General features: G+C 67.7%; 23 protein-coding genes and 1 riboswitch. Of the genes, 15 read left to right on the top strand and 8 right to left on the bottom strand.

Annotated elements, in window-relative coordinates:
• The first annotated feature begins 3 nt into the window (after positions 1-3).
• The 4 genes from DIE12_RS08890 (at position 4) to metF (ending at position 3,768) form a co-directional block, all read left to right on the top strand.
• Positions 4-738 (top strand): RNA polymerase sigma factor FliA, encoded by a 735-nt coding sequence (locus DIE12_RS08890; protein ID WP_044846366.1) that lies wholly within the window; start codon positions 4-6, stop codon positions 736-738.
• Between the two features lie 78 nt (positions 739-816).
• Positions 817-933: riboswitch (S-adenosyl-L-homocysteine riboswitch) on the top strand.
• 34 nt (positions 934-967) lie between these two features.
• On the top strand, positions 968-2,386 hold the full coding sequence (ahcY, locus tag DIE12_RS08885; RefSeq protein ID WP_124486873.1) for an adenosylhomocysteinase: 1,419 nt from the start codon (positions 968-970) through the stop codon (positions 2,384-2,386).
• Between the two features lie 173 nt (positions 2,387-2,559).
• Positions 2,560-2,913, top strand: a complete 354-nt coding sequence (locus DIE12_RS08880) for a phage holin family protein (protein WP_006477367.1) — start codon at positions 2,560-2,562, stop codon at positions 2,911-2,913.
• A gap of 24 nt (positions 2,914-2,937) precedes the next feature.
• A complete protein-coding gene (gene metF, locus DIE12_RS08875) occupies positions 2,938-3,768 on the top strand; it encodes a methylenetetrahydrofolate reductase [NAD(P)H] (RefSeq protein ID WP_044846364.1) in 831 nt (276 codons plus the stop codon).
• A 98-nt stretch (positions 3,769-3,866) separates the two neighbouring features.
• Here metF and DIE12_RS08870 read toward each other — a convergent pair whose 3' ends face one another.
• Together DIE12_RS08870 and DIE12_RS08865 are read right to left on the bottom strand one after the other, a co-directional pair.
• Complete coding sequence (locus tag DIE12_RS08870) at positions 3,867-5,345, bottom strand: amidase (RefSeq protein WP_124520514.1); 1,479 nt, start codon at positions 5,343-5,345, stop codon at positions 3,867-3,869.
• Positions 5,346-5,426: 81 nt separating this feature from the next.
• The gene (locus tag DIE12_RS08865) at positions 5,427-6,119 is read right to left on the bottom strand and encodes a dienelactone hydrolase family protein (RefSeq protein ID WP_124520484.1); all 693 of its coding nucleotides are present in this window, start codon (positions 6,117-6,119) and stop codon (positions 5,427-5,429) included.
• 270 nt (positions 6,120-6,389) lie between these two features.
• Between DIE12_RS08865 and DIE12_RS08860 the strand changes: the two genes are divergently transcribed.
• Positions 6,390-7,481, top strand: coding sequence for a nitronate monooxygenase family protein (locus tag DIE12_RS08860; protein ID WP_124520485.1), 1,092 nt, complete (start codon positions 6,390-6,392; stop codon positions 7,479-7,481).
• 439 nt (positions 7,482-7,920) lie between these two features.
• Entirely contained in the window at positions 7,921-9,063 is a 1,143-nt protein-coding gene (locus tag DIE12_RS08855; RefSeq protein ID WP_044846361.1) for a branched-chain amino acid ABC transporter substrate-binding protein, read from the top strand.
• 83 nt (positions 9,064-9,146) lie between these two features.
• On the opposite strand, the gene DIE12_RS08850 is transcribed toward DIE12_RS08855, so the two are convergent.
• Positions 9,147-10,361 (bottom strand): MFS transporter, encoded by a 1,215-nt coding sequence (locus DIE12_RS08850; RefSeq protein ID WP_124520486.1) that lies wholly within the window; start codon positions 10,359-10,361, stop codon positions 9,147-9,149.
• A gap of 20 nt (positions 10,362-10,381) precedes the next feature.
• Here DIE12_RS08850 and DIE12_RS08845 point away from each other — a divergent pair, with 20 nt between their 5' ends.
• The 4 genes from DIE12_RS08845 to DIE12_RS08830 all read left to right on the top strand — a co-directional run bounded on the left by DIE12_RS08845 (position 10,382) and on the right by DIE12_RS08830 (position 13,339).
• On the top strand, positions 10,382-10,639 hold the full coding sequence (locus tag DIE12_RS08845; protein WP_124520487.1) for a hypothetical protein: 258 nt from the start codon (positions 10,382-10,384) through the stop codon (positions 10,637-10,639).
• Positions 10,636-11,295: a HugZ family protein gene (locus DIE12_RS08840; RefSeq protein WP_124520488.1), complete on the top strand. Its 660-nt coding sequence runs from the start codon at positions 10,636-10,638 to the stop codon at positions 11,293-11,295. The genes DIE12_RS08845 and DIE12_RS08840 overlap by 4 nt, the downstream gene beginning before the upstream one ends.
• Positions 11,296-11,649: 354 nt before the next feature.
• On the top strand, positions 11,650-11,943 hold the full coding sequence (locus tag DIE12_RS08835) for an H-NS family nucleoid-associated regulatory protein (protein ID WP_096508184.1): 294 nt from the start codon (positions 11,650-11,652) through the stop codon (positions 11,941-11,943).
• Positions 11,944-12,181: 238 nt separating this feature from the next.
• The gene (locus DIE12_RS08830; RefSeq protein ID WP_044846356.1) at positions 12,182-13,339 is read left to right on the top strand and encodes a cation diffusion facilitator family transporter; all 1,158 of its coding nucleotides are present in this window, start codon (positions 12,182-12,184) and stop codon (positions 13,337-13,339) included.
• Between the two features lie 27 nt (positions 13,340-13,366).
• Here DIE12_RS08830 and DIE12_RS08825 read toward each other — a convergent pair whose 3' ends face one another.
• From DIE12_RS08825 to DIE12_RS38035, 4 genes are all read right to left on the bottom strand, one after another.
• The gene (locus DIE12_RS08825; protein WP_006477376.1) at positions 13,367-13,837 is read right to left on the bottom strand and encodes an Lrp/AsnC family transcriptional regulator; all 471 of its coding nucleotides are present in this window, start codon (positions 13,835-13,837) and stop codon (positions 13,367-13,369) included.
• 79 nt (positions 13,838-13,916) lie between these two features.
• Positions 13,917-14,576 (bottom strand): exonuclease, encoded by a 660-nt coding sequence (locus DIE12_RS08820; RefSeq protein ID WP_044846355.1) that lies wholly within the window; start codon positions 14,574-14,576, stop codon positions 13,917-13,919.
• Positions 14,573-15,217 (bottom strand): MBL fold metallo-hydrolase, encoded by a 645-nt coding sequence (locus DIE12_RS08815; RefSeq protein ID WP_044846354.1) that lies wholly within the window; start codon positions 15,215-15,217, stop codon positions 14,573-14,575. Before DIE12_RS08815 ends, DIE12_RS08820 begins: the two co-directional genes overlap by 4 nt.
• Before the next feature lie 466 nt (positions 15,218-15,683).
• Positions 15,684-15,965: a hypothetical protein gene (locus DIE12_RS38035; protein ID WP_185640971.1), complete on the bottom strand. Its 282-nt coding sequence runs from the start codon at positions 15,963-15,965 to the stop codon at positions 15,684-15,686.
• Here DIE12_RS38035 and DIE12_RS08810 point away from each other — a divergent pair.
• Positions 15,880-16,491, top strand: coding sequence for a septal ring lytic transglycosylase RlpA family protein (locus DIE12_RS08810; RefSeq protein ID WP_124520489.1), 612 nt, complete (start codon positions 15,880-15,882; stop codon positions 16,489-16,491). The two genes, DIE12_RS38035 and DIE12_RS08810, sit on opposite strands and share 86 nt — an antisense overlap.
• A 95-nt stretch (positions 16,492-16,586) precedes the next feature.
• Here DIE12_RS08810 and rsmI read toward each other — a convergent pair whose 3' ends face one another.
• Entirely contained in the window at positions 16,587-17,465 is an 879-nt protein-coding gene (gene rsmI, locus DIE12_RS08805) for a 16S rRNA (cytidine(1402)-2'-O)-methyltransferase (protein WP_124520490.1), read from the bottom strand.
• Between the two features lie 46 nt (positions 17,466-17,511).
• Between rsmI and DIE12_RS08800 the strand changes: the two genes are divergently transcribed.
• The 4 genes from DIE12_RS08800 (at position 17,512) to DIE12_RS08785 (ending at position 19,823) form a co-directional block, all read left to right on the top strand.
• On the top strand, positions 17,512-17,940 hold the full coding sequence (locus DIE12_RS08800) for a YraN family protein (RefSeq protein WP_124486891.1): 429 nt from the start codon (positions 17,512-17,514) through the stop codon (positions 17,938-17,940).
• 127 nt (positions 17,941-18,067) lie between these two features.
• Positions 18,068-18,652, top strand: coding sequence for an SIS domain-containing protein (locus DIE12_RS08795; protein ID WP_124520491.1), 585 nt, complete (start codon positions 18,068-18,070; stop codon positions 18,650-18,652).
• Positions 18,653-18,669: 17 nt separating this feature from the next.
• The gene (locus DIE12_RS08790; RefSeq protein WP_124486879.1) at positions 18,670-19,467 is read left to right on the top strand and encodes a BON domain-containing protein; all 798 of its coding nucleotides are present in this window, start codon (positions 18,670-18,672) and stop codon (positions 19,465-19,467) included.
• On the top strand, positions 19,464-19,823 hold the full coding sequence (locus tag DIE12_RS08785; RefSeq protein ID WP_124551113.1) for a c-type cytochrome: 360 nt from the start codon (positions 19,464-19,466) through the stop codon (positions 19,821-19,823). Before DIE12_RS08790 ends, DIE12_RS08785 begins: the two co-directional genes overlap by 4 nt.
• Positions 19,824-19,839: the final 16 nt, after the last annotated feature.

Genomic DNA, 19,839 nt, shown 5'->3' with positions numbered 1-19,839 from the left:
GCCATGATGTACAACGCTCAGGGAAAGATGACCCAGGCCGACGTGCTCGCGCAATACGCGCCGCTCGTGCGGCGCCTGGGGCTGCAGCTCGTCGCGAAGATGCCGGCGAGCGTCGACCTCGACGACCTGATCCAGGCCGGCATGATCGGCCTGATGGACGCGGCCGGCCGCTACAAGGAAGACCAGGGCGCGCAGTTCGAGACCTACGCGACCCAGCGCATCCGCGGCGCGATGCTCGACGAGCTACGCAGCAACGACTGGCTGCCGCGCAGCCTGCGCAAGACGTCGCGCGAGGTCGAGCACGCGGTGCACCAGGTCGAGCAGCAGCTCGGCCGCTCGGCGAGCGAGACCGAGATCGCGCAGCACCTGAAGATGCCGCTCGACGAATACCAGGGGATGCTGCAGGACCTGCACGGCAGCCAGCTCATCTATTACGAGGATTTCGACCGCGCGGCCGACGACGAGCCGTTCCTCGACCGCTATCGCGTCGATCACGCCGATCCGCTGTCGGCGCTGCTCGACGACCACCTGCGCGAGGCACTCGTCGACGCGATCGACCGGCTGCCCGAGCGCGAGAAGCTGCTGATGTCGCTGTACTACGAGCGCGGGCTGAACCTGCGCGAGATCGGCGCGGTGCTCGAAGTCAGCGAGTCGCGCGTGTGCCAGCTGCACAGCCAGGCCGTCGCGCGCCTGCGCGCGCGGTTGCGCGAACAGGCGTGGGTCGGCGCGGAGAACTGACCCTTTCACGGCAGCCCACGCGCGCCGACGCGGCGCGCGGCGCGCATTTCCCGCGCCGATTTGCTACAATCCCTCCCGTTTTCCGAGGAGCGTTGCGACGGACCATCCTGCGTCCGCCAGGCTCGGAAAGCTTCACCAAGCAGCCGTGCGGCGATATTTGCACCGGCCCCGCTTCCTGAACGGCGCTCACGTCACCAATTTCTAGAACTTTTTTAGAAAGGAGGGCGTGATGAACGCCATTATCGATTCCCAGGCTTCCAAGGATTACATCGTCGCCGACATGGCGCTTGCCGGCTGGGGCCGCAAGGAACTGAACATCGCCGAGACCGAAATGCCGGGCCTCGTGCAGATCCGCGACGAATACAAGGCGCAGCAGCCGCTGAAGGGCGCGCGCATCGCCGGTTCGCTGCACATGACGATCCAGACCGGCGTGCTGATCGAGACGCTGAAGGCGCTCGGCGCGGACGTGCGCTGGGCGTCGTGCAACATCTTCTCGACGCAGGACCATGCCGCGGCCGCGATCGTCGAAGCCGGCACGCCGGTGTTCGCGTTCAAGGGCGAGTCGCTCGACGAATACTGGGAGTTCTCGCACCGCATCTTCGAATGGCCGAACGGCGAATTCGCGAACATGATCCTGGACGACGGCGGCGACGCAACGCTGCTGCTGATCCTCGGCTCGAAGGCCGAGAAGGACCGTTCGGTGATCGCGAAGCCGACCAACGAGGAAGAAGTCGCGCTGTACAAGTCGATCGCGAAGCACCTCGACGCGGACCCGACCTGGTACTCGACGCGCCTCGCGCACATCAAGGGCGTGACCGAGGAAACCACGACCGGCGTGCACCGCCTGTACCAGATGGAAAAGGACGGCCGCCTGCCGTTCCCGGCGTTCAACGTGAACGACTCGGTCACGAAGTCGAAGTTCGACAACCTGTACGGCTGCCGCGAATCGCTCGTCGACGGCATCAAGCGCGCGACCGACGTGATGATCGCGGGCAAGGTCGCGGTCGTCGCGGGCTACGGCGACGTGGGCAAGGGCTGCGCGCAATCGCTGCGCGGCCTGGGCGCGACCGTGTGGGTCACCGAAATCGACCCGATCTGCGCGCTGCAGGCGGCGATGGAAGGCTACCGCGTCGTGACGATGGAATACGCGGCCGACAAGGCCGACATCTTCGTGACGGCGACCGGCAACTACCACGTGATCAACCACGATCACATGAAGGCGATGCGCCACAACGCGATCGTCTGCAACATCGGCCACTTCGACTCGGAAATCGACGTCGCGTCGACCCGCCAGTACCAGTGGGAAAACATCAAGCCGCAGGTCGACCACATCATCTTCCCGGACGGCAAGCGCGTGATCCTGCTGGCCGAAGGCCGCCTCGTGAACCTCGGCTGCGCGACCGGCCACCCGTCGTTCGTGATGTCGAACTCGTTCGCGAACCAGACGCTCGCGCAGATCGAGCTGTTCGTGCGCGGCAACGAGTACGAGAACAAGGTGTACGTGCTGCCGAAGCACCTCGATGAAAAGGTCGCGCGCCTGCACCTCGCGCGCATCGGCGCGAACCTGTCCGTGCTGTCGGACGAGCAGGCTGCGTACATCGGCGTGCAGAAGGACGGCCCGTTCAAGCCGAACCACTACCGCTACTGATGCGCCGTCGCCGCCGTGCCGCGGGCGTCCCGCATCGGGCGGGCGCGGTACGGCGGCACGGTGCCGGATCGCCGGCCGTCGCGTCATGTCCGCCGCTGCGCGGGCACGCGTGGCGGCCGGCGGCGGTCACCGAGCATTGACCGACCAGATCGACAACCGAACCGGAGCCCTCCATGAGCGTCATCCTCACCTGGGTCATCAACGCCCTCGCGCTGCTGATCATCACGTACCTCGTGCCGTCGATCCACATCAAGAGCTTCGGCACCGCGCTGATCATCGCGGTCGTGCTGGGCCTGATCAACACGGTGATCCGGCCGGTGTTGATCCTGCTGACGCTGCCCGTCACGATCGTCACGCTCGGGGTGTTCATCCTCGTCGTGAACGCGCTGTGCTTCTGGTTCGCGTCGTCGCTGCTGAAGGGGTTCGAGGTGTCGGGTTTCTGGTCGGCGTTCTTCGGTTCGATCCTGTACAGCATCGTGTCGTGGCTGCTGTCCGCGCTGATCTTCGGGCAGCGCGACATCGGCTGACGGCCGGGCTCACTCTTGCGAATCATGAAACCGATCGAACTCTCGTTTGAATTCTTCCCGCCGAAGACGGCGGAGGGCGTCGAGAAGCTGCGCGCGACGCGTGCGCAGCTGCTGCCGCTGAAGCCGAAATTCGTCTCCGTGACGTTCGGCGCCGGCGGCTCGACGCAGCAGGGCACGCTCGATACCGTGCTCGACATGCAGAAGGACGGCCTCGAGGCCGCGCCGCACCTGTCGTGCATCGGCTCGTCGCGCGACAACCTGCGCGCGATCCTCGACCAGTACCGCTCGCACGGTATCCGGCATATCGTCGCGCTGCGCGGCGACCTGCCGTCGGGGATGGGCGCGGTCGGCGAGCTGCGTTATGCGTCCGAGCTCGTCAGCTTCATCCGCGCCGAGCATGGCGACTGGTTCCACATCGAAGTCGCCGGCTATCCGGAATACCACCCGCAATCGCGCTCGCCGAAGGCCGATCTCGAGAACTTCGCGCGCAAGGTGAAAGCCGGCGCGAATTCCGCGATCACGCAATACTTCTTCAATGCCGACGCGTATTTCCGCTTCGTCGAGGATGCGCGCAAGCTGGGGGTGGACGTGCCGATCGTGCCGGGCATCATGCCGATCACGAACTTCTCGCAGCTGATGCGCTTCTCGGAAATGTGCGGCGCGGAAGTGCCGCGCTGGGTCGCGCGCCGGCTCGAGAGCTTCGGCGACGATCGCGACGCGATCCGTGCGTTCGGCGCGGACGTCGTCACGAGCCTGTGCCAGCGCCTGATCGACGCGGGCGTGCCGGGCCTGCACTTCTATACGCTGAACGCGGCGGCCGCGACGCGGACGATCTGCGAACGGCTCTCCATGTAAGCGTCATCACGCGGTTGCATGCGTCGAAAGCCCCGCCGGCAAAACCGGCTGGGCTTTTTTTTCGCTGCCGGTCGGCCGGTCCGCCCGCCGCGCCAGCGTCAGCGCTGCGCCTGCATCAGCGGCGGGCGCCGGTCGAACCACGGCCGCGCCTGTTCGAGCTGGCGCGCGAGTTTCAGCAGCAACGCATCGTCGGCGTGGCGCGCGACGAACTGCACGCCGATCGGCAGCCCGCGCGCGTTCCACCAGAGCGGCACCGACATCGCCGGCTGGCCCGTCAGGTTGAACAGCTCGGTGCAGCCGGCCCACGCGAACGCCTTCTCCGACGCCTTCGCGAGCATCTCGCGCAGCAGCGGTTTCACCGGCAGCGCGCCGAGCAGCTTCATCTGCGCGGCTTCGAGCGGCGTCGGCTGCAGCTCGCCGATCTTGACCGGCGGCCCCGCGAGCGTCGCGCACAGGATCGCGTCGTAGCGCGACACGAGGCCCGCGACCTGCACGGTGAGCTGGCGCTGCCATTCGAGCACGTCCGGCAGGCGCGCGCGGGCGACGCGCCTGCCGACGACGGCCATCGCCCACGTCGCCGGCTCGAACTCCGCGCGCTTCGGCGTGCGTCCGGTCAGCGCGCGCGCACCCAGCACCAGCTCCTCGGCGATCGTCGCCCATAGCGTGAGAAAGGTTTCGGCCGCGCGCGCGTAGTCGATGTTCAGCGTCGCCGGTTCGACGTGATGGCCGAGCGATTCGACCAGCGCGGCCGCGTCGTCGAGCGCCGCGCGTGTGTCGCCGGCGAGCGCCGGCGCGAGCATCGGGTCGACGACGAGGCCGATCCGAAGCGGGCCGGGCGGCGCGTCGAGCGCGCCCAGAAAGGTGCCGGGCGCGCCGGGCGGCAGCGTCTGGCCGGTCGTCACGTCGAGCAGCAGCGCACTGTCGCGCACGCTGCGCGACACCGCATGCTGGACGACCAGCTCGCCGTTCGAAGGCAGGTCGACCAGCACCGGATTGCGGCTCGGCTTCAGGCCGAACAGCCCGCAGCACGACGCGGGGATCCGGATCGAGCCGCCGCCGTCGGACGCATGCGCGAGCGGCACGATGCCGGCCGCGACGGCCGCGGCCGCGCCGCCGCTCGAGCCGCCGGGCGTGTGATCGATGTCCCACGGATTGCGGCACGCGCCGAACAGCTCGGGTTCGGTGTACGGCATCTGGCCGATTTCCGACGTGTTGGTCTTGCCGAACACATTGAGCCCGGCCGCGCGGCTGCGCGCGATCAGCGGCGAATCGTCGGCGGGGGCGAAGTAGCGGTAGTGCCGGCTGCCCATCGACAGCGGCAGCCCGGCGACCGCCGCGCCCAGATCCTTGACGAGATACGGGACGCCCGCGAACGGCGCGTCGGTGCCGGTGTCGCCGGCCTGCTCGGCCCGCTTGCGCGCGGCGTCGTAGTCCTGCAGCACGATCGCGTTGATCGCGCCGTTCACCGCTTCGGCCTGGCCGATCGCGGCGTCGAGCAGTTCGCGCGGGCTCGCCTTGCGTTCGCGCACGAGCGTGGCGAGGCCGATCGCGTCATGCGCGAGATAGTCCGAGTGCATCGCGGTCACCCCCGTTGTGACTCGTGGCGATGAAAGGAGGATAACGCGGGCCCGGCGCGCCGGACCCGCCGCCGGCGGCCTTTACAGGTGTTCGGCGAGGAACGTCAGCGTGCGGCCGTGCGCGAGCGCCGCGGCGCGCTGGTTGTACGATGCGCGGTCGGTGCAGTTGAAGCCGTGCTCGGCGCCCGGGTACAGGTGGAACGACGCGTTGTGGCGGCCCGCGAACGCGGCCTTCACCTGCTCGACGGCGGCGAGCGGGATCGCGTGGTCGTTCTCCGCGTAGTGGAACAGGATCGGCTGCGTGATCTTGCCGGCGAGGTCGAGCGCATTCTGGATGCCGCCGCCGTAGTAGGCGACCGCCGCATCGACCTTGCCGGCCGCGGCCGCGCGGTACGCGAGCTGGCCGCCGAAGCAGTAGCCGATCGCGGCGACCTTGCCGGCGACTTCGGGGCGCGCGCGCAACGCGTCGGCGGCCGCGCCGATGTCCGCGACCGCGAGGCCCACGTCGGTCTTCTTCATCAGCTCGATACCCTTGTCGCGATCGGCGCCTTCGTAGGTCAGTTCGACGCGCGGCTGCGTGCGCCAGAACACGTCCGGCGCGAGCGCGACGAAGCCGTCGGCCGCGTACTGGTCGGCGACCGCGCGAATGTGCGCGTTCACGCCGAAGATTTCCTGGATGATGATGACGGCGGGGCCCTTGCCGCGCTTGGGCAGCGCGAGATAGCCGCCGAAGCTGTCGTTACCGGTCGGGATGTCGATCCATTGGGCTGTCACGTTTGAACTCCTGGCGAACGGGCGCGCGACATGCGCGCCGCGGATGGAAATGGAGGCGGCCCAGTGTGCCACCAATCCCCGGACGCTGCAGCGCGCGCAAGCGGCGCGCCGGCCGGGTATGCGCGGCTCGAACCCGCGTGCCGAACCCGCTTCTCGCGCAGCGATCGTTTCGATCTCGATTATTCATTTTTCGGCGGCGTGCGGCTTCGATAGAGTCGACGTGTCGGCCTTTACAAAGCGCTTTCGCGCATCGCCCCCGAAGGATTCGCCATGCCAGCCCGTGCATTTTCCACCCCGTTTTCCGAACGCTTCGGCCTGCGCCTGCCGCTCGTGCAGGCGCCGATGGTCGGCGCGACCACGGCCGCGATGGTCGCGGGCGCGTCCAACGCCGGCGCGCTCGGCAGTCTCGGCGCCGGCGCGTTCGAGCCGGACCGTCTCGCGACCGAAGTCGCCGCGATTCGCGCGGCGACTTCGCGTCCGTTCGCCGTGAACCTGTTCGTGTTGCCCGACGCCGCGCCCGACGCCGCGCCCGACGCGGCGACCGTCGCTCGCGCGCTCGCCGCGATCGATCCGTTGAACGCGACGCTCGGGCTGCCGCCGGGCAGCGCGCCCGCGCGTTACGCACCCGACTTCCGCGCGCAGCTCGACGCGCTCGTCGCGCTGCGCGTGCCGGTCGCGAGTTTCACGTTCGGCGTGCTCGACGCGGCCGACGTCGCGCGCCTGAAGGCCGCCGGCACTTACGTGATCGGCACCGCGACGCACGTCGCCGAAGGGCTCGCGTGGCGGGCGGCTGGCGCCGACGCGCTGTCCGCGCAGGGCGCCGAAGCCGGCGGCCATCGCGGTACCTTCATCGGCCCGGCCGACGATGCGCTGATCGGCACGCTCGCGCTGGTGCCGCAGCTCGTCGATGCGACCGGGCTGCCCGTGCTCGCCGCGGGCGGCATCATGGACGGCCGCGGGATCGCCGCCGCGCTCGCGCTCGGCGCGCAGGGCGCGCAGCTCGGCACCGCGTTCCTGACGTGTGCGGAAAGCGCGATCGCGGCGGACTGGAAGGCGCGGCTGCTCGCGAGCGCCGATACGTCGACGCAGGTCACGCGCGCGATCACCGGCCGCCATGCGCGTGGCTTGCGCAATGCGCTGATGATGCGGCTCGGCGAACGCGTGGCCGATGCCGCGCCGTATCCGGTGCAGAACGCGCTGACCCAGCCGCTGCGCCAGGCCGCCGCGCGCGCGAATGACGGCGACTACCTGTCGCTGTGGGCCGGGCAGGGCGCGCCGCTCGCCAGGCGGCGCGACGCCGCGCTGACGACGTCGCAGCTCGTCGACGCGCTCGACGCCGAATGGCGCGCGGTGCCTGCGTAAACGATTCGACGGCCGCCGGAGCGGCTCGCGTCGGCACACGAAACGCGCGCGTCGTCACGCGCGTTTCATTCAATGATCCCGCGCACAAAATACCGAATCGAAATGACACGGGAATGCTTTAAATCAACCTTTCGCCAGGCCGCGTGGAACTAGCGGAAACCCTTATCCGGCGGGGCTTGCGGCGACATTCGAGCAGTCATTCCAAAGCGCCCGTATCGGTAGTGTTACCACTACCCCAAAAAAGTCCCACAAATTAATTTGATCACCTACACTTGCGCGCAAGTACGGGCGGGCGGCTGCTAAAAGCGGTTGCTTCCCACGTGCTTGAGGCCAAGTGCATGAACGATGCAACCGGCGAATCGTCCAGTGAATGCAAACACAGGGATGGCAGCGGGGCACCGGGCGATGGCGTTTATTGGGACCGAAACTGGAGACTTACATGAATATCAAGATGCAAAAGCTGTTGCCTATCACCGCAGCGGCGATGCTGTGCGTTGCAGCGGCAAGCAACGCGGCCGCCGATCAAGTCGTCAAGATCGGCCACGTCGCGCCCTTGACGGGCGGTATTGCACACCTGGGCAAGGACAACGAAAACGGTGCACGTCTCGCAGTCGAGGAGATCAACGCCAAGGGTCTCACGATCGGCGGCCAGAAAATCACGCTGCAACTCGACGCGCAGGATGACGCGGCCGACCCGCGCCAGGCCACGCAGGTTGCGCAGAAGCTCGTCGACGACAAGGTCGTCGCGGTGGTCGGCCACCTGAACTCGGGCACGTCGATCCCGGCCTCGAAGATCTACAGCGATTCGGGCATCGTGCAGATCTCGCCGTCGGCGACCAACCCGGCGTACACGCAGCAAGGCTTCAAGACCACGTATCGCGTGGTGGCGACCGATGCGCAGCAAGGCCCGGCACTCGCGAACTACGCGCACTCGAAGGGCATCAAGAGCGTCGCGGTGGTCGACGATTCGACCGCCTACGGCCAGGGTCTCGCGAACGAGTTCGAGAAGAAGGCGAAGGCGCTCGGCCTGAAGGTGATGTCGCACGATGCGACCAACGACAAGGCGGTCGACTTCCGCGCGATTCTGACCAAGATCAAGGGCGAGAACCCGGACGCGATCATGTACGGCGGCATGGACGCCACCGGCGGCCCGTTCGCGAAACAGGCGAAGCAGCTCGGCCTGCGCGCGAAGATCCTCGCGGGCGACGGCGTGTGCACGGAGAAGCTGGCCGACCTGGCCGGCGACGCGACCGACAACGTCGTGTGCTCGGAAGCCGGTGCTTCGCTCGAGAAGATGGCGGGCGGCGCGGCGTTCAAGGCGAAGTACGAGAAGCGCTTCGGCCAGCCGATCCAGATCTACGCACCGTTCACGTACGACGCCGTGTACATCATCGTCGATGCGATGAAGCGCTCGAACTCGACGGATCCGGCGAAGATTCTCGCTGCGATGCCGGCGACGAACTACTCGGGCGTGATCGGCACGACGACCTTCGACTCGAAGGGCGACCTGCAGCACGGCGTGATCTCGCTGTACAACTACAAGAGCGGCAAGAAGACGCTGCTCGACGAAGTGAAGATGTAAGCTGAACAGCGGTCGACAGAAGGGGTGAAAGCGCGCCTGCGGCAACGCAGGCGCGCTTTCTTTTTGGCGCGCCCGCCGCGCGGTCAGATCTTCAGGTGTGCGAGGACCTTCGGCGCGACCGCGGCGACGAGCGCCGCGCACAGCGCGACGACCGCCAGCCCGATGGTCAGGTTCGCCGTCTGCGCGACCGCGCCGATCACGACCGGACCGAACAGCAGTCCGAAATACGCGAGCCCGGCCACGTGCGCGAGGCCTTCGGCCGCGTGGATGCCTTTCACGCGCGCGGCGGCGGCGAACAGCACGGGCATCATGTTCGCGAGGCCGAGGCCCATCAGCGTGAAGCCCGTCAGCACGGCGATCGGGTTCGGCAGCAGCAGTGCGCCGATCATCCCGGCGCACGCGAGCGACGCGCTCGCGAACACCAGCTGCGGCGCGCCGAAGCGCGCGCGCACCGCGTCGCCGGCGAAACGCGCGACCGCCATCCCGCCGGAGAACGCCGCATACGCGGCGCTCGCGAGCGCGGGACTCGCCGCGACGACGTCGCGCATGTAGACGGTCGCCCAGTCGTACATCGCGCCTTCGGCGATCAGTGCGATCAGCGCGATGCCGCCGAGCATCCACAGCGCGGGCGAGCGCCAGCGATTGCCGCCGCCGTGCGCGTGTTCGTGATGCGGCACGTGCGGCAGCACGGCCGGGCTCGCGGCGAGCAGCACCGCGGCGCTGACGGCCGCCGCGAGCGCGAGATGCACGGCCGGCGCCATGCCGGCCGACAACAGCGCGCCGCCGGCCGCCGCCCCCGACATCCCGCCGATGCTGAACATCCCGTGCAGCGACGACATGATCGGCTTGCCGAGCGCGATCTCGACCGCGCTTGCCTCGGCATTCATCGCGACGTCGAGCGTCGCCATCGAGAAGCCGAACAGCGCGAGCACGACGAGCAGCATCCAGTAATCGGGGACCACGAGGATCAGCGCCGCGCAGGCGGACATCACGAGCCCGCCCGCGAGGCACGCGGTGCGCGAGCCGACGCGCGCGATCCAGCGCGCGATCGTCAGCATCGCGGCGATCGAGCCGCCCGCGACCGCGAACAGCGCGATCGACAGCAGCCCGGCGCTCAACGCGAACTTGTCGCGCACGGTCGGCACGTGCACGCCCCACGACGCGTACATCATGCCGGCGACGAAGAACAGCGCCATCGTGGCCGTGCGTGCGCGCTGGCGGACCGGCAACGCCAGCACGCGATGCGCGTCGGGCGGCGCGGAAAAGTCGGACGAGGATCGGGAGGAGGATTCGGACACGGAACGCTCTTGAATGGACGATGCGCGGGCGCGTCGCGCCCGTCGGATTCGTCCGATTCTATCGAACCGTTTACGGTCTTGCCGGCGCGCTGGCCGTGCCGCCGGTCGTGATCGGCGCGCACTTTGCCTTCACGCGGCGCGTCGGCCATTCGGCCGATGCCCGGCAAGCCGCCGCCGCGGGTAACATCGATGCGCAGGCGGCGTGCCCGACGCGTTCCGGCGCGGCCCGCCTTCGCCACCCTTGCCACCAGGCCTTCCGATCGCAGGAGTCACCGTGAACATCGATCCCGTCCTTGCCCTGCACCTGCTGCATCGCTGCGCGCTCGGCACGCTCGCGACCCACGCGCGCGACCCGCAAGGCTTTCCCTATCCGACGGTCGTGCCGTTCGCACCCGATGCGGATCATCGGCCCGTGATTCTCGTGAGCGGCCTCGCCGAGCACACACGCAACCTCGCCGCCGATCCGCGCGCGGGCTTCCTGGTCGTCGACGCGCCGGACGGCGACGTGCTGAACGCCGAGCGCGCGACGCTGCTCGGCCGCTTCGTGCCGCTCGGCGACGCGCCGCATGTCGCCGCACGCTACCTGCGCTACGAACCCGACGCCGCGCGCTATCTCGCGCTCGGCGATTTCACGTTCTGGGCGCTCGAGATCGAGCGGCTGCGCTATATCGGCGGATTCGGCCGGATGGGCTGGGTGGACGGCACCGGCCTCGATGCGCTGCCGCCGCTCGGGTTCGACGACGAACGGGCGCTGTGGGACGCATACGACTCGAGCGCTGCGCGCCGCGCCGGGCTCGACCTGCTCGGCGTCGACCGTCACGGCGCCGACTGGCGCTGCGACGGCCGCCGTGTGCGCACGCCGTTCGACCCGGTGCCCGGCGATGCCGGCGCACTGCGCGAGCGGTTGATGGCCAGCGCGCGGGATGTGACGTGAGGCCGCGGATTCAGCTTTGTCTGTTTAGCGTCACGCGCCGTACGATTTTCGCAAACATGTCGCCGGATGAAAGCTTTGATTTTTCCGAATGCGGGTAATTGCGTATGTTGATAGACCTATTTCCGGATCGGGTAATGTCCTAATCTCTATGCAAGCGCGTAAAAATTTGAGAAAAGGCCGTGGCCGGTCAAAATGACATGCGTGAATTACAATTGGTCTCGGGATTTTCGTGAATCCTGCTTCTATCAAATCTTTTTTGTGCTAATCTCTGCCTTCAAAATCCGAGGCACAAATATTTCATGAATGGTGAGCCGGCAGCAGATCGGCGCCATTGGTCATATCGAAAGGGAAACTATGTCTTCTTACAAGGACCTGCTGGCCCAGCGGGAGAAGCTGGAGAAGCAAATCGAAGAAGCGAAGTCGCGCGAATACGCCGAAGTGCTGAATGACGTGAAGCAGAAAATTGCCGACTACGGCTTTTCGCTCGCCGAACTCGGCCTCAGCCGCGCGAAGGCAGGCAAGGTCGGTCGTCCGCGCGCAGGCGTGGCAGCGAAGTACCGCGATCCGGAAACGGGCGCGACGTGGTCGGGCCGTGGCAAGCCGCCGCGCTGGATCGCCGGCAAGGACCGCGAACAGTTCTCGATTTAAACGACTGTTTAAATCATTGCCTCGAAAAGAGCCGCGTATCCGTGCAGGAGCGCGGCTTTTTTGTATCGTGGGATCGGAATGTATGCGTTCTGTCATGAAAATGTCAGAAACGGCGCGTGAATGAAAATGCGACCCGTTCGCATAAGCGGTTGATTTAAATGGAAAATTTGGGGTTATCGGAATGCCCCGCGAGGGTCGTTTGGTAGAATTACGTGTCCCAACCGATATCTCGTATTTCATGTCCACGTTTTCCGACGACGCACAAAGCGCAGATAAGCACGCGGTCGCGCGCAAGAGCACCCTCGTCAGTATCGTGCTGAATGTGGTGCTTGCGACGTTTCAGATCGTCGTCGGCGTGGTTGCGCATTCGCAGGCATTGATTGCCGATGGTATCCATTCGATTTCCGATTTGATCTCGGATTTTGTCGTACTGGTTGCGAATCGCCATAGCGGCGCATCGCCGGATGCCGATCACAATTACGGACACAGCCGCTACGAGACCGTCGCGTCGCTGTTTCTCGGCGCGATCCTGATCGCGGTCGGCATCGGCATGCTCTGGCGCGCCGGCAACCGTCTCGTGAATCTCGAAAACATTCCGGCCGTCCATTTTTCCGCGCTGATCGTCGCGCTCACGGTGCTCGTGTCGAAAGAGGCGCTGTTCCGCTACATGCTGCGCGAGGCGCGGCGCGTGCGTTCGGCGATGCTCGTCGCGAACGCATGGCATGCGCGCTCGGACGCCGCATCGTCGCTCGTCGTCGCGATCGGCATCGTCGGCAGTCTCGCCGGCGTGCGGCTGCTCGACCCGATCGCCGCCGCGATCGTCGGCTTCATGGTCGCGCGCATGGGCTGGACGTTCGGCTATGACGCGCTGCAGGACCTGTCGGATCGCGCACTCGACACTACCGACACGGCCGAGATCCGCGCGCTGCTCGCCGCGACGCCGGGCGTGCGCGACGTGCACGACCTGCGCACGCGCAAGATGGGCGATGCGGCGCTCGTCGACGCGCACATCCTCGTCGATCCGATGATCTCCGTCTCCGAAGGGCATTACATCGCGGAAACCGCACGAGCGCGCGTGCTGCGCGACCCGCGCGTGCTCGACGCGCTGATCCACGTCGACCCCGAGAACGATGTGGCGCGCCGTCCGGCGCTCGCGCTGCCGCCGCGCGCCGAGATTGCGGCGCGGCTCGAGGCCGCGCTCGCGCAGCGCGGGCTGCATCCGGCCGCGATCAACCTGCACTACCTGAGTACGGGGCTCGAGATCGACGTGACGCTCGACGCAGGCGCGGGCGATACCGACGCGGCGCTGGCCGGCCGGCTCGATGTCGACGCGCTGAAGCGCCAGTTCGGCGCGCGCCGGATCGGCTTCACGCGCGGGCTGCCGGCGCAGGCGTGAGCGGCGCCCGCGACCGCGAGCCGCGCGTTACAGCGGCAGTTGCGTGTCGAACTTGATTTCGCGCAGCACGACGCTCGTGCGCACCTGCGACACGGCCGGGATCTTGAAGATCCTTTCGTGCAGGAAGACGTCGTAGGCCTTGATGTCGGGGGCGACGATCTTGAGGATGTAATCGGCTTCGCCCGTCGTGCTGTAGCACTCGGTGACTTCCGGGCAGGTCGCGATCTCGCGCTCGAACTGTTCGACGCCGCCTTCGTTGTGGCGGGTCAGGTGCACGTGCGCGAGCGCACAGACGTGCAGGCCGAGCTTCTCGCGATCGAGCAGCGCGGTGTAGCGCTGGATCACGCCGGACTGTTCCATGTCCTTGATGCGGCGCCAGCACGGCGTACTCGACAGGCCGACCTGGTCGGAGATTTCCTGCACGGAACGGCGCGCGTCGAGCTGCAACAGGCGAAGGATTTTTTGCGAAAAGGAATCGAGCGTCACCTGCGCCTCCATGCGGCAGCTACAACACGCTGAATGTTAGAGGCCCGGGAAAGGAAAGGCAATCTGGCGGCGCGCCGTTGAGCGAGATTCGCTAATTTGCCCGCGGATCCGTTGGGTTTTGTCCCGCTCCCGCCTGTTCCGACCGGTCGGTGTCGGCCACCGCGAGGCCCGCGAGCGCGGCTTGCTGGCGGCGCAGGTCGGCGAGCATGTTGCAGAACAGCGCGCCTTGCTCGATCGCGTCGTCGAGCGCGACGTGCGTGTGCGGATGATCGTCGAACCAGTGCTTCGGAAAGCGCGGCTTGATCGCCTTGCGGTACGGCAGGCCCGTCATCGCGAACGCGAGCGTCTTGATGTCGAGCGCCGACCACGAGAACGGGCAGCGTCCGGCGAAGTGCATCATGTACCAGAACATGAACGTGAAATCGAAGCCGGCCGGCATCGCGACGAACACCGGCTTGCCGGGCAGCGCCTCGACCCATTCGACGTACGCGACGAGCGCGGCCGCCGGCGCCTGCAGGTCGCGCCGACACGCGGCCCACGCTTGCGGCTCCGTCTTCCACCACGCTTCCTGCACCGGATGGGCCTGCGCGCCGGGCAGCGTCTCGAGGTTCGCGGAGAACGTCGCGATCAGCTGCTTGTCCTCCGTATAGGCGGCCGACGCGAAGCTCAGCATCGAGTGCGGGCCGGGAATCGGCCCGTCGGCCTCGACGTCGGTGCTGACGTAGATTTCGGGGATGGCGGTCTGGTTCATCCGAACACCTTGTCGGACACGAACGGATTCGTGCGGCGCTCGTCGCCGAAGGTCGACACCGGGCCGTGGCCCGGCACGAACGTGACGTCGTCGCCCAGCGGCCACAGCTTCTCCTTGATCGAGCGCACGAGGTCCGCGTGGTTGCCGCGCGGGAAATCGGTGCGGCCGATCGAGCCGGCGAACAGCACGTCGCCGACGATCGCGACGCGATGCGCGCGGCTGAAGAACACGACGTGGCCGGGCGTGTGGCCGGGGCAGTGATAGACCTCGAGCGTCTCGTCGCCGAACTGCACGGTGTCGCCGTCGTTCAGCCAGTGGTCCGGCTCGAACGTTTCGGCGGCCGGGAAGCCGAAGCGCTGGCTCTGCATCGGCAGTTGCTCGATCCAGAAGCGCTCGTCTTCCTGCGGTCCCACGATCGGCACGCCGTAGTGCGTCGCGAGTGCCTTCGCGCCCGCGCAGTGATCGACGTGGCCGTGCGTGAGCAGCACCTTCTCGACCTGCACGTTCTGCCGCGCGATCTCCTGTTCGATCCGTTCGAGATCGCCGCCCGGATCGACGACGGCGGCGCGGCCGGTCTTTTCGCAGACGAGCAGCGAGCAGTTCTGCTGGAACGGCGTGACCGGAATGAGCGTGACTTTCATGGAGGCACCGCGGCGGCTAAAAGGAGCGATTGTACCGGTCGCGCGCGCGGCATGCCGGCCCTGCGGTGCGGTGTCGGACGCCGCTCGTGCGGGCAATCCCGGAGCATCCCGATTGTTACAGCCATAGCGAGAATCAATGGTCCGGACGGGGGCCTTTTCGAGACAGGCTTTTGGTTTATGTATAATGCGCCCCATTGCGCGTGAATTTCACGCAATTCGCTGGTGTTTCGACCCCGTTAAACGGGGTGTCGGATTCACCGTCAAGCATCGACCGCCGGGGAGTCCGGCGGTGTATCCAGCACCGAGCATTCGGTGCTCACGTCTTGTCCGGCCGGGTGCTGCGCGCCCGTCTGCGGCCCTGCTGCCGCGCCGCCGGATGAGGCCTGTGCCGCCGTTCCTGTGCGTTGGCTGTACGCGACGCGCGCGAACCTGAAAGCCATGTTCGATGGCGGCATGTGGGGTCTGGTCAGGCTGCCGGGGACAGGTTGCGCCAGACGTGAAAACTAATCAGGACGGTTGCGGCATAGACGAAAGCCGCGCCCATGCTAGCCGCCTGCTCGCGTAGCCGAGCGGGGCGTGCACGCATTTGCCGTCCGGGCCGCATATCTGCGTTGTTCAGCAGCGTTGTACTGGTGCGGCCCGAACCAGAAGGCGACACGTCGATGAATTTTCGATTTCCGACTCGATTCGGGACCATTGCTTTATTTTTTGCGCTGACGGGCTGTGCGGTGCCATCCAGCCAGACCACCGGCAGCGCCAACCAGAAGAACGCGGTCAACAAGACGGCCGCGGCCGCGAAAGCGGATGACGACAAGCAGCAACTGAATTTCGATTCCGCGCTGGCATCGATGCCGGCTGCCGACAGCAAGGACGCGAAGAGGTCGTCGCTGGCGGATGCCGAGCCGATCGACGGCAAGGATGTGTCCGAGTTCCGCCAGACGGGCCGGGCATCGTGGTATGGCCGGGATTTCCACGGCCGCCGCACCGCGAACGGCGAGCGCTTCAACATGAACGCGCTGACCGCCGCGCATCGTACGCTGCCGCTGTCGTCGTACATCAGGGTGACGAACGCGTCGACCGGCAAGTGGGTCGTCGTGAAGGTCAACGATCGCGGGCCGTACAAGCGCGGCCGCGTGCTCGACCTGTCGTATGCCGCTGCCCGGATGATCGGCCTCGTGCACGCCGGCACGGGCCGCGTGAAGATCGAAGGGCTGTCGCCGCAGGAAGCGCGCGAGGCACGCGACGAAATGTTGGCGTCGGTCTCGGCGAGGTAACGCGGCGGTTCGTCCGCCTACGCAAAAGGGCTGCCTTCGGGCAGCCCTTTTGCATTTCCGCGTGCCGGGCGGCGGAGGCCGTCCGTGCTCGCGCGTCAGCCTTCCTTCAGCACCAGCGCGCGCGCATACAGCGCGTTGCGCGACGCGCCCGTCAACGCGGCCGCGAGCTTCGCCGCGCTCTTCACCGGCACTTCTTCCAGCAGCAGCTTGAGCAGCGCGTCGTGCGCGGTGTCGTCGGCTTCGCCGCCGTCGGCCGGCGCGCCTTCCACGACCAGCACGAACTCGCCGCGCTGCCGGTTCGCATCGCCGTCGAGCCAGCTCTGTCCTTCGGCCAGGGTGCCCTGGAACAGCTGCTCGTGTAGCTTGGTGAGCTCGCGCGCAATCAGCAGCCGGCGCGCGGGGCCGAACACGTCGGCGAGGGCGGCGACGGTGTCCGCGATCCGGTGCGGCGCTTCGTAGAAGACCAGCGCGTACGGGTGCCGCACGAGCGCCTGCAGCGCGCTCGCACGCTGCTTCGCCTTCGGCGGCAGGAAGCCCGCGAACGTGAACGTGCCGGCCCAGTCGCCCGCCACGCTCAGCGCGGTCACGGCCGCGCTCGCGCCCGGCAGCGGAATCACCGCGAAGCCGGCCGCGCGCACGGCGTCGACGAGCCGCGCGCCCGGGTCCGAAATGCCGGGCGTGCCGGCGTCCGACACGTACGCGACGCGTTCGCCGGCGCGCAGCAGCTCGATCACGCGCAGCGCGGCTTCGCGTTCGTTGTGCTCGTGCACGGCGACGAGTGGTTTCGAGATCCCGTAGCGGGCCAGCAGCTGGCCCGTGTTGCGGGTGTCTTCGGCCGCGATGCGGTCGGCGAGGCCGAGCACGTGCAGCGCGCGCAGCGTGATGTCGGCGGTGTTGCCGATCGGCGTCGCGACCACGTAGAGCGCGGCGTCCGGGTAGTGCTGTGTTTGCGCGAGTTCGAGGAGGGCAGTCATGGCAGGCAATGCGCGCAATCGCGGCGCAAGCGGAACAAGGACGGCATTGTGCCACGCGGCGCCTGCCGCGCCGGGCGGCGAGCGCGGTTTGCCGCGCGGCGGCGGCAATTTTTCCGGCACGACACGATCCAGGTCGGTTGGCGCGACGTTCGAGCAGCGCGCGCGGCAGTTCCTGGAGCGCCGCGGTCTCGCGTTCGTCGCGGCGAACGTGACGATGCGCGGCGGCGAACTCGACCTCGTGATGCGCACGCCCGACGGCACGCTCGTGTTCGTCGAGGTGCGCGCGCGGCGCAGCACGCGGCACGGCGGCGCGGCCGCGAGCATCGGCTGGCGCAAGCGGCGGCGTCTGGTCGCGGCCGCGCTTCATTTCTGGGTGCGGCATGGCGCGGGTGCCGCGTGCCGTTTCGACGTCGTCGCGTTCGAGGCCGGCCGGCTCGAGTGGCTGCGCGATGCATTTCGTGCCGACGATGCGTAGCCGCGAGCTGTGACGAGATGTAAAGAGTTCTCGTCATACCCCCGGAGAGGGTGCCGGAGTGCGGTAAACTCGCCGCACCCATGACGTTGCGCGCGGTGTGCCCACGCGCCCAGTTCACCAGGAATCGATGTCAGTCGAACGTATTCAGCAACATTTCCGTGACAGCGCCGCGCTACACGCCGAAGCGGCCGACGCGCTGTCGCTGCCGATCGCAGCCGCGGTCGATGCGATGTTCGCCGCGCTGGCGAACGGCAACAAGATCGTCGCGTGCGGCGACGGCCCGTCGGCTGCCGCCGCGCACTACCTCGCCGTGTCGCTCGTCGGCGGCTTCGAGCGCGAGCGTCCGGGCCTGCCCGCGATCGCGCTGGCCACCGATGCGTCGCAGGGCGGCCTCATGGGGGCATCCGCCGTCGACCAGCTGTTCGCGCAGCAGGTGCGCGTGCTCGGGCAGACCGGCGACATCCTGCTGGTGCTCGACGCGAGCGGTGCGTCGCCGCGCGTGCTGGCCGCGATCGACGAGGCGCACGAGCGCGAGATGACCGTCGTCGCGCTGACGGGTGGCGACGGCCAAGCCGTCGCGGCCGCGCTGTCCGATACCGATATTCCGATCAGCGTGCCCGCCTCGCGCGCGGCGCGCGTCCATGAAGTCCATCTGCTGACCATCCACTGCCTGTGCGACGGCATCGACGCGATGCTGCTGGGTGAGGATTGAACGAAGGAGAGCCGTCGATGAACCAAAGCCGCGTCAAACAGACGCTCGTCAGAACCACGTTGCTCGCCGCGCTGACGGCGGGCCTCGCGATGTCGCTGCAGGGTTGCGTGCTCGGCGTGCTGGGTGCGGCGGCCGGCGGCGGCGCGCTGATCGCGACCGATCGCCGCACGCTCGGCGCGCAGACCGAGGATCGCGAGATCCAGGTCAAGTCGCTCACGCAGATCAACAACGGGCTGCCGGACCAGTCGCACGTGAACGTGACGGTGTTCAACCGCCGCGTGCTGCTGACGGGCGAAGTGCCGAACGACGCATCGAAGCAGCGCGCCGAGGAAATCGTGCGCGGCATCAACAACGTGAACGGCATCGTCAACGAGCTGTCGGTCGAGCCGGCATCGTCGCTGTCGTCGCGCGCGAACGACTCGTATCTCGAAGGACGCGTGAAGTCCGAGTTCATCGCGACGAAGGGGCTGTCGGCGAACTACTACAAGGTCGTCAGCGAGCGCGGCAACATCTATCTGATGGGCCTCGTGACGGTCGACGAAGGCAATCGCGGCGCTGATGCGGCGAGCCAGGTGCCGGGCGTCGAGAAGGTCGTGAAGGTGTTCCAGTACATCCAGCCGCAGGACGCGCAGGCATTGCAGGCCGCGTCGCCGAGCGGGGCATCCGGCGCGCAGCCCGCCGCCGCGCCCGCGGATGCCGCGACGGTCGGTGCCGTGCCCGATGCGTCGGTCCAGTCCACGCCGCTGCAACCGCCGGCGCCGATCTCGAATTCGTCGAGCGTGCATCCGGGTAACCCGAAGGCCACGCCGCAATGAAGTCGACGCAGATGAAGTTGAAGCAATGGATGGTGCAGGGCGCCGCGGCGGCCGCGCTCGCGGCCGGCGCGCTCGGCACGGCGCATGCGGACGTCGGCGACGGCCTGAAGGTCGCGCGCGGCAATGCTTGCATGGGCTGCCACGCAGTGGACCGCAAGCTCGTCGGTCCGTCGTTCAAGGACATCGCCGCGCGCTACAAGTCCGATCCGCAGGCCGTCGCGAAGCTGTCGAGGAAGGTGAAGGACGGCGGCTCCGGCGTGTGGGGCGCGATTCCGATGCCGGCACACCCGCGCATGAGCGACGCGGATCTGCGCTCCGTGGTCGAATGGGTGCTGGCCGGCGCGCCGTCGAAGTGACGCGCCGGGGTGACGG

Source organism: Burkholderia sp. Bp9015, assembly GCF_003853505.1.
In the GTDB taxonomy this organism is placed as follows: Bacteria; Pseudomonadota; Gammaproteobacteria; order Burkholderiales; family Burkholderiaceae; genus Burkholderia.
The sequence above is the reverse complement of the archived record's forward strand: the minus strand, read 5'-3'. Positions and strand labels throughout refer to the sequence as shown.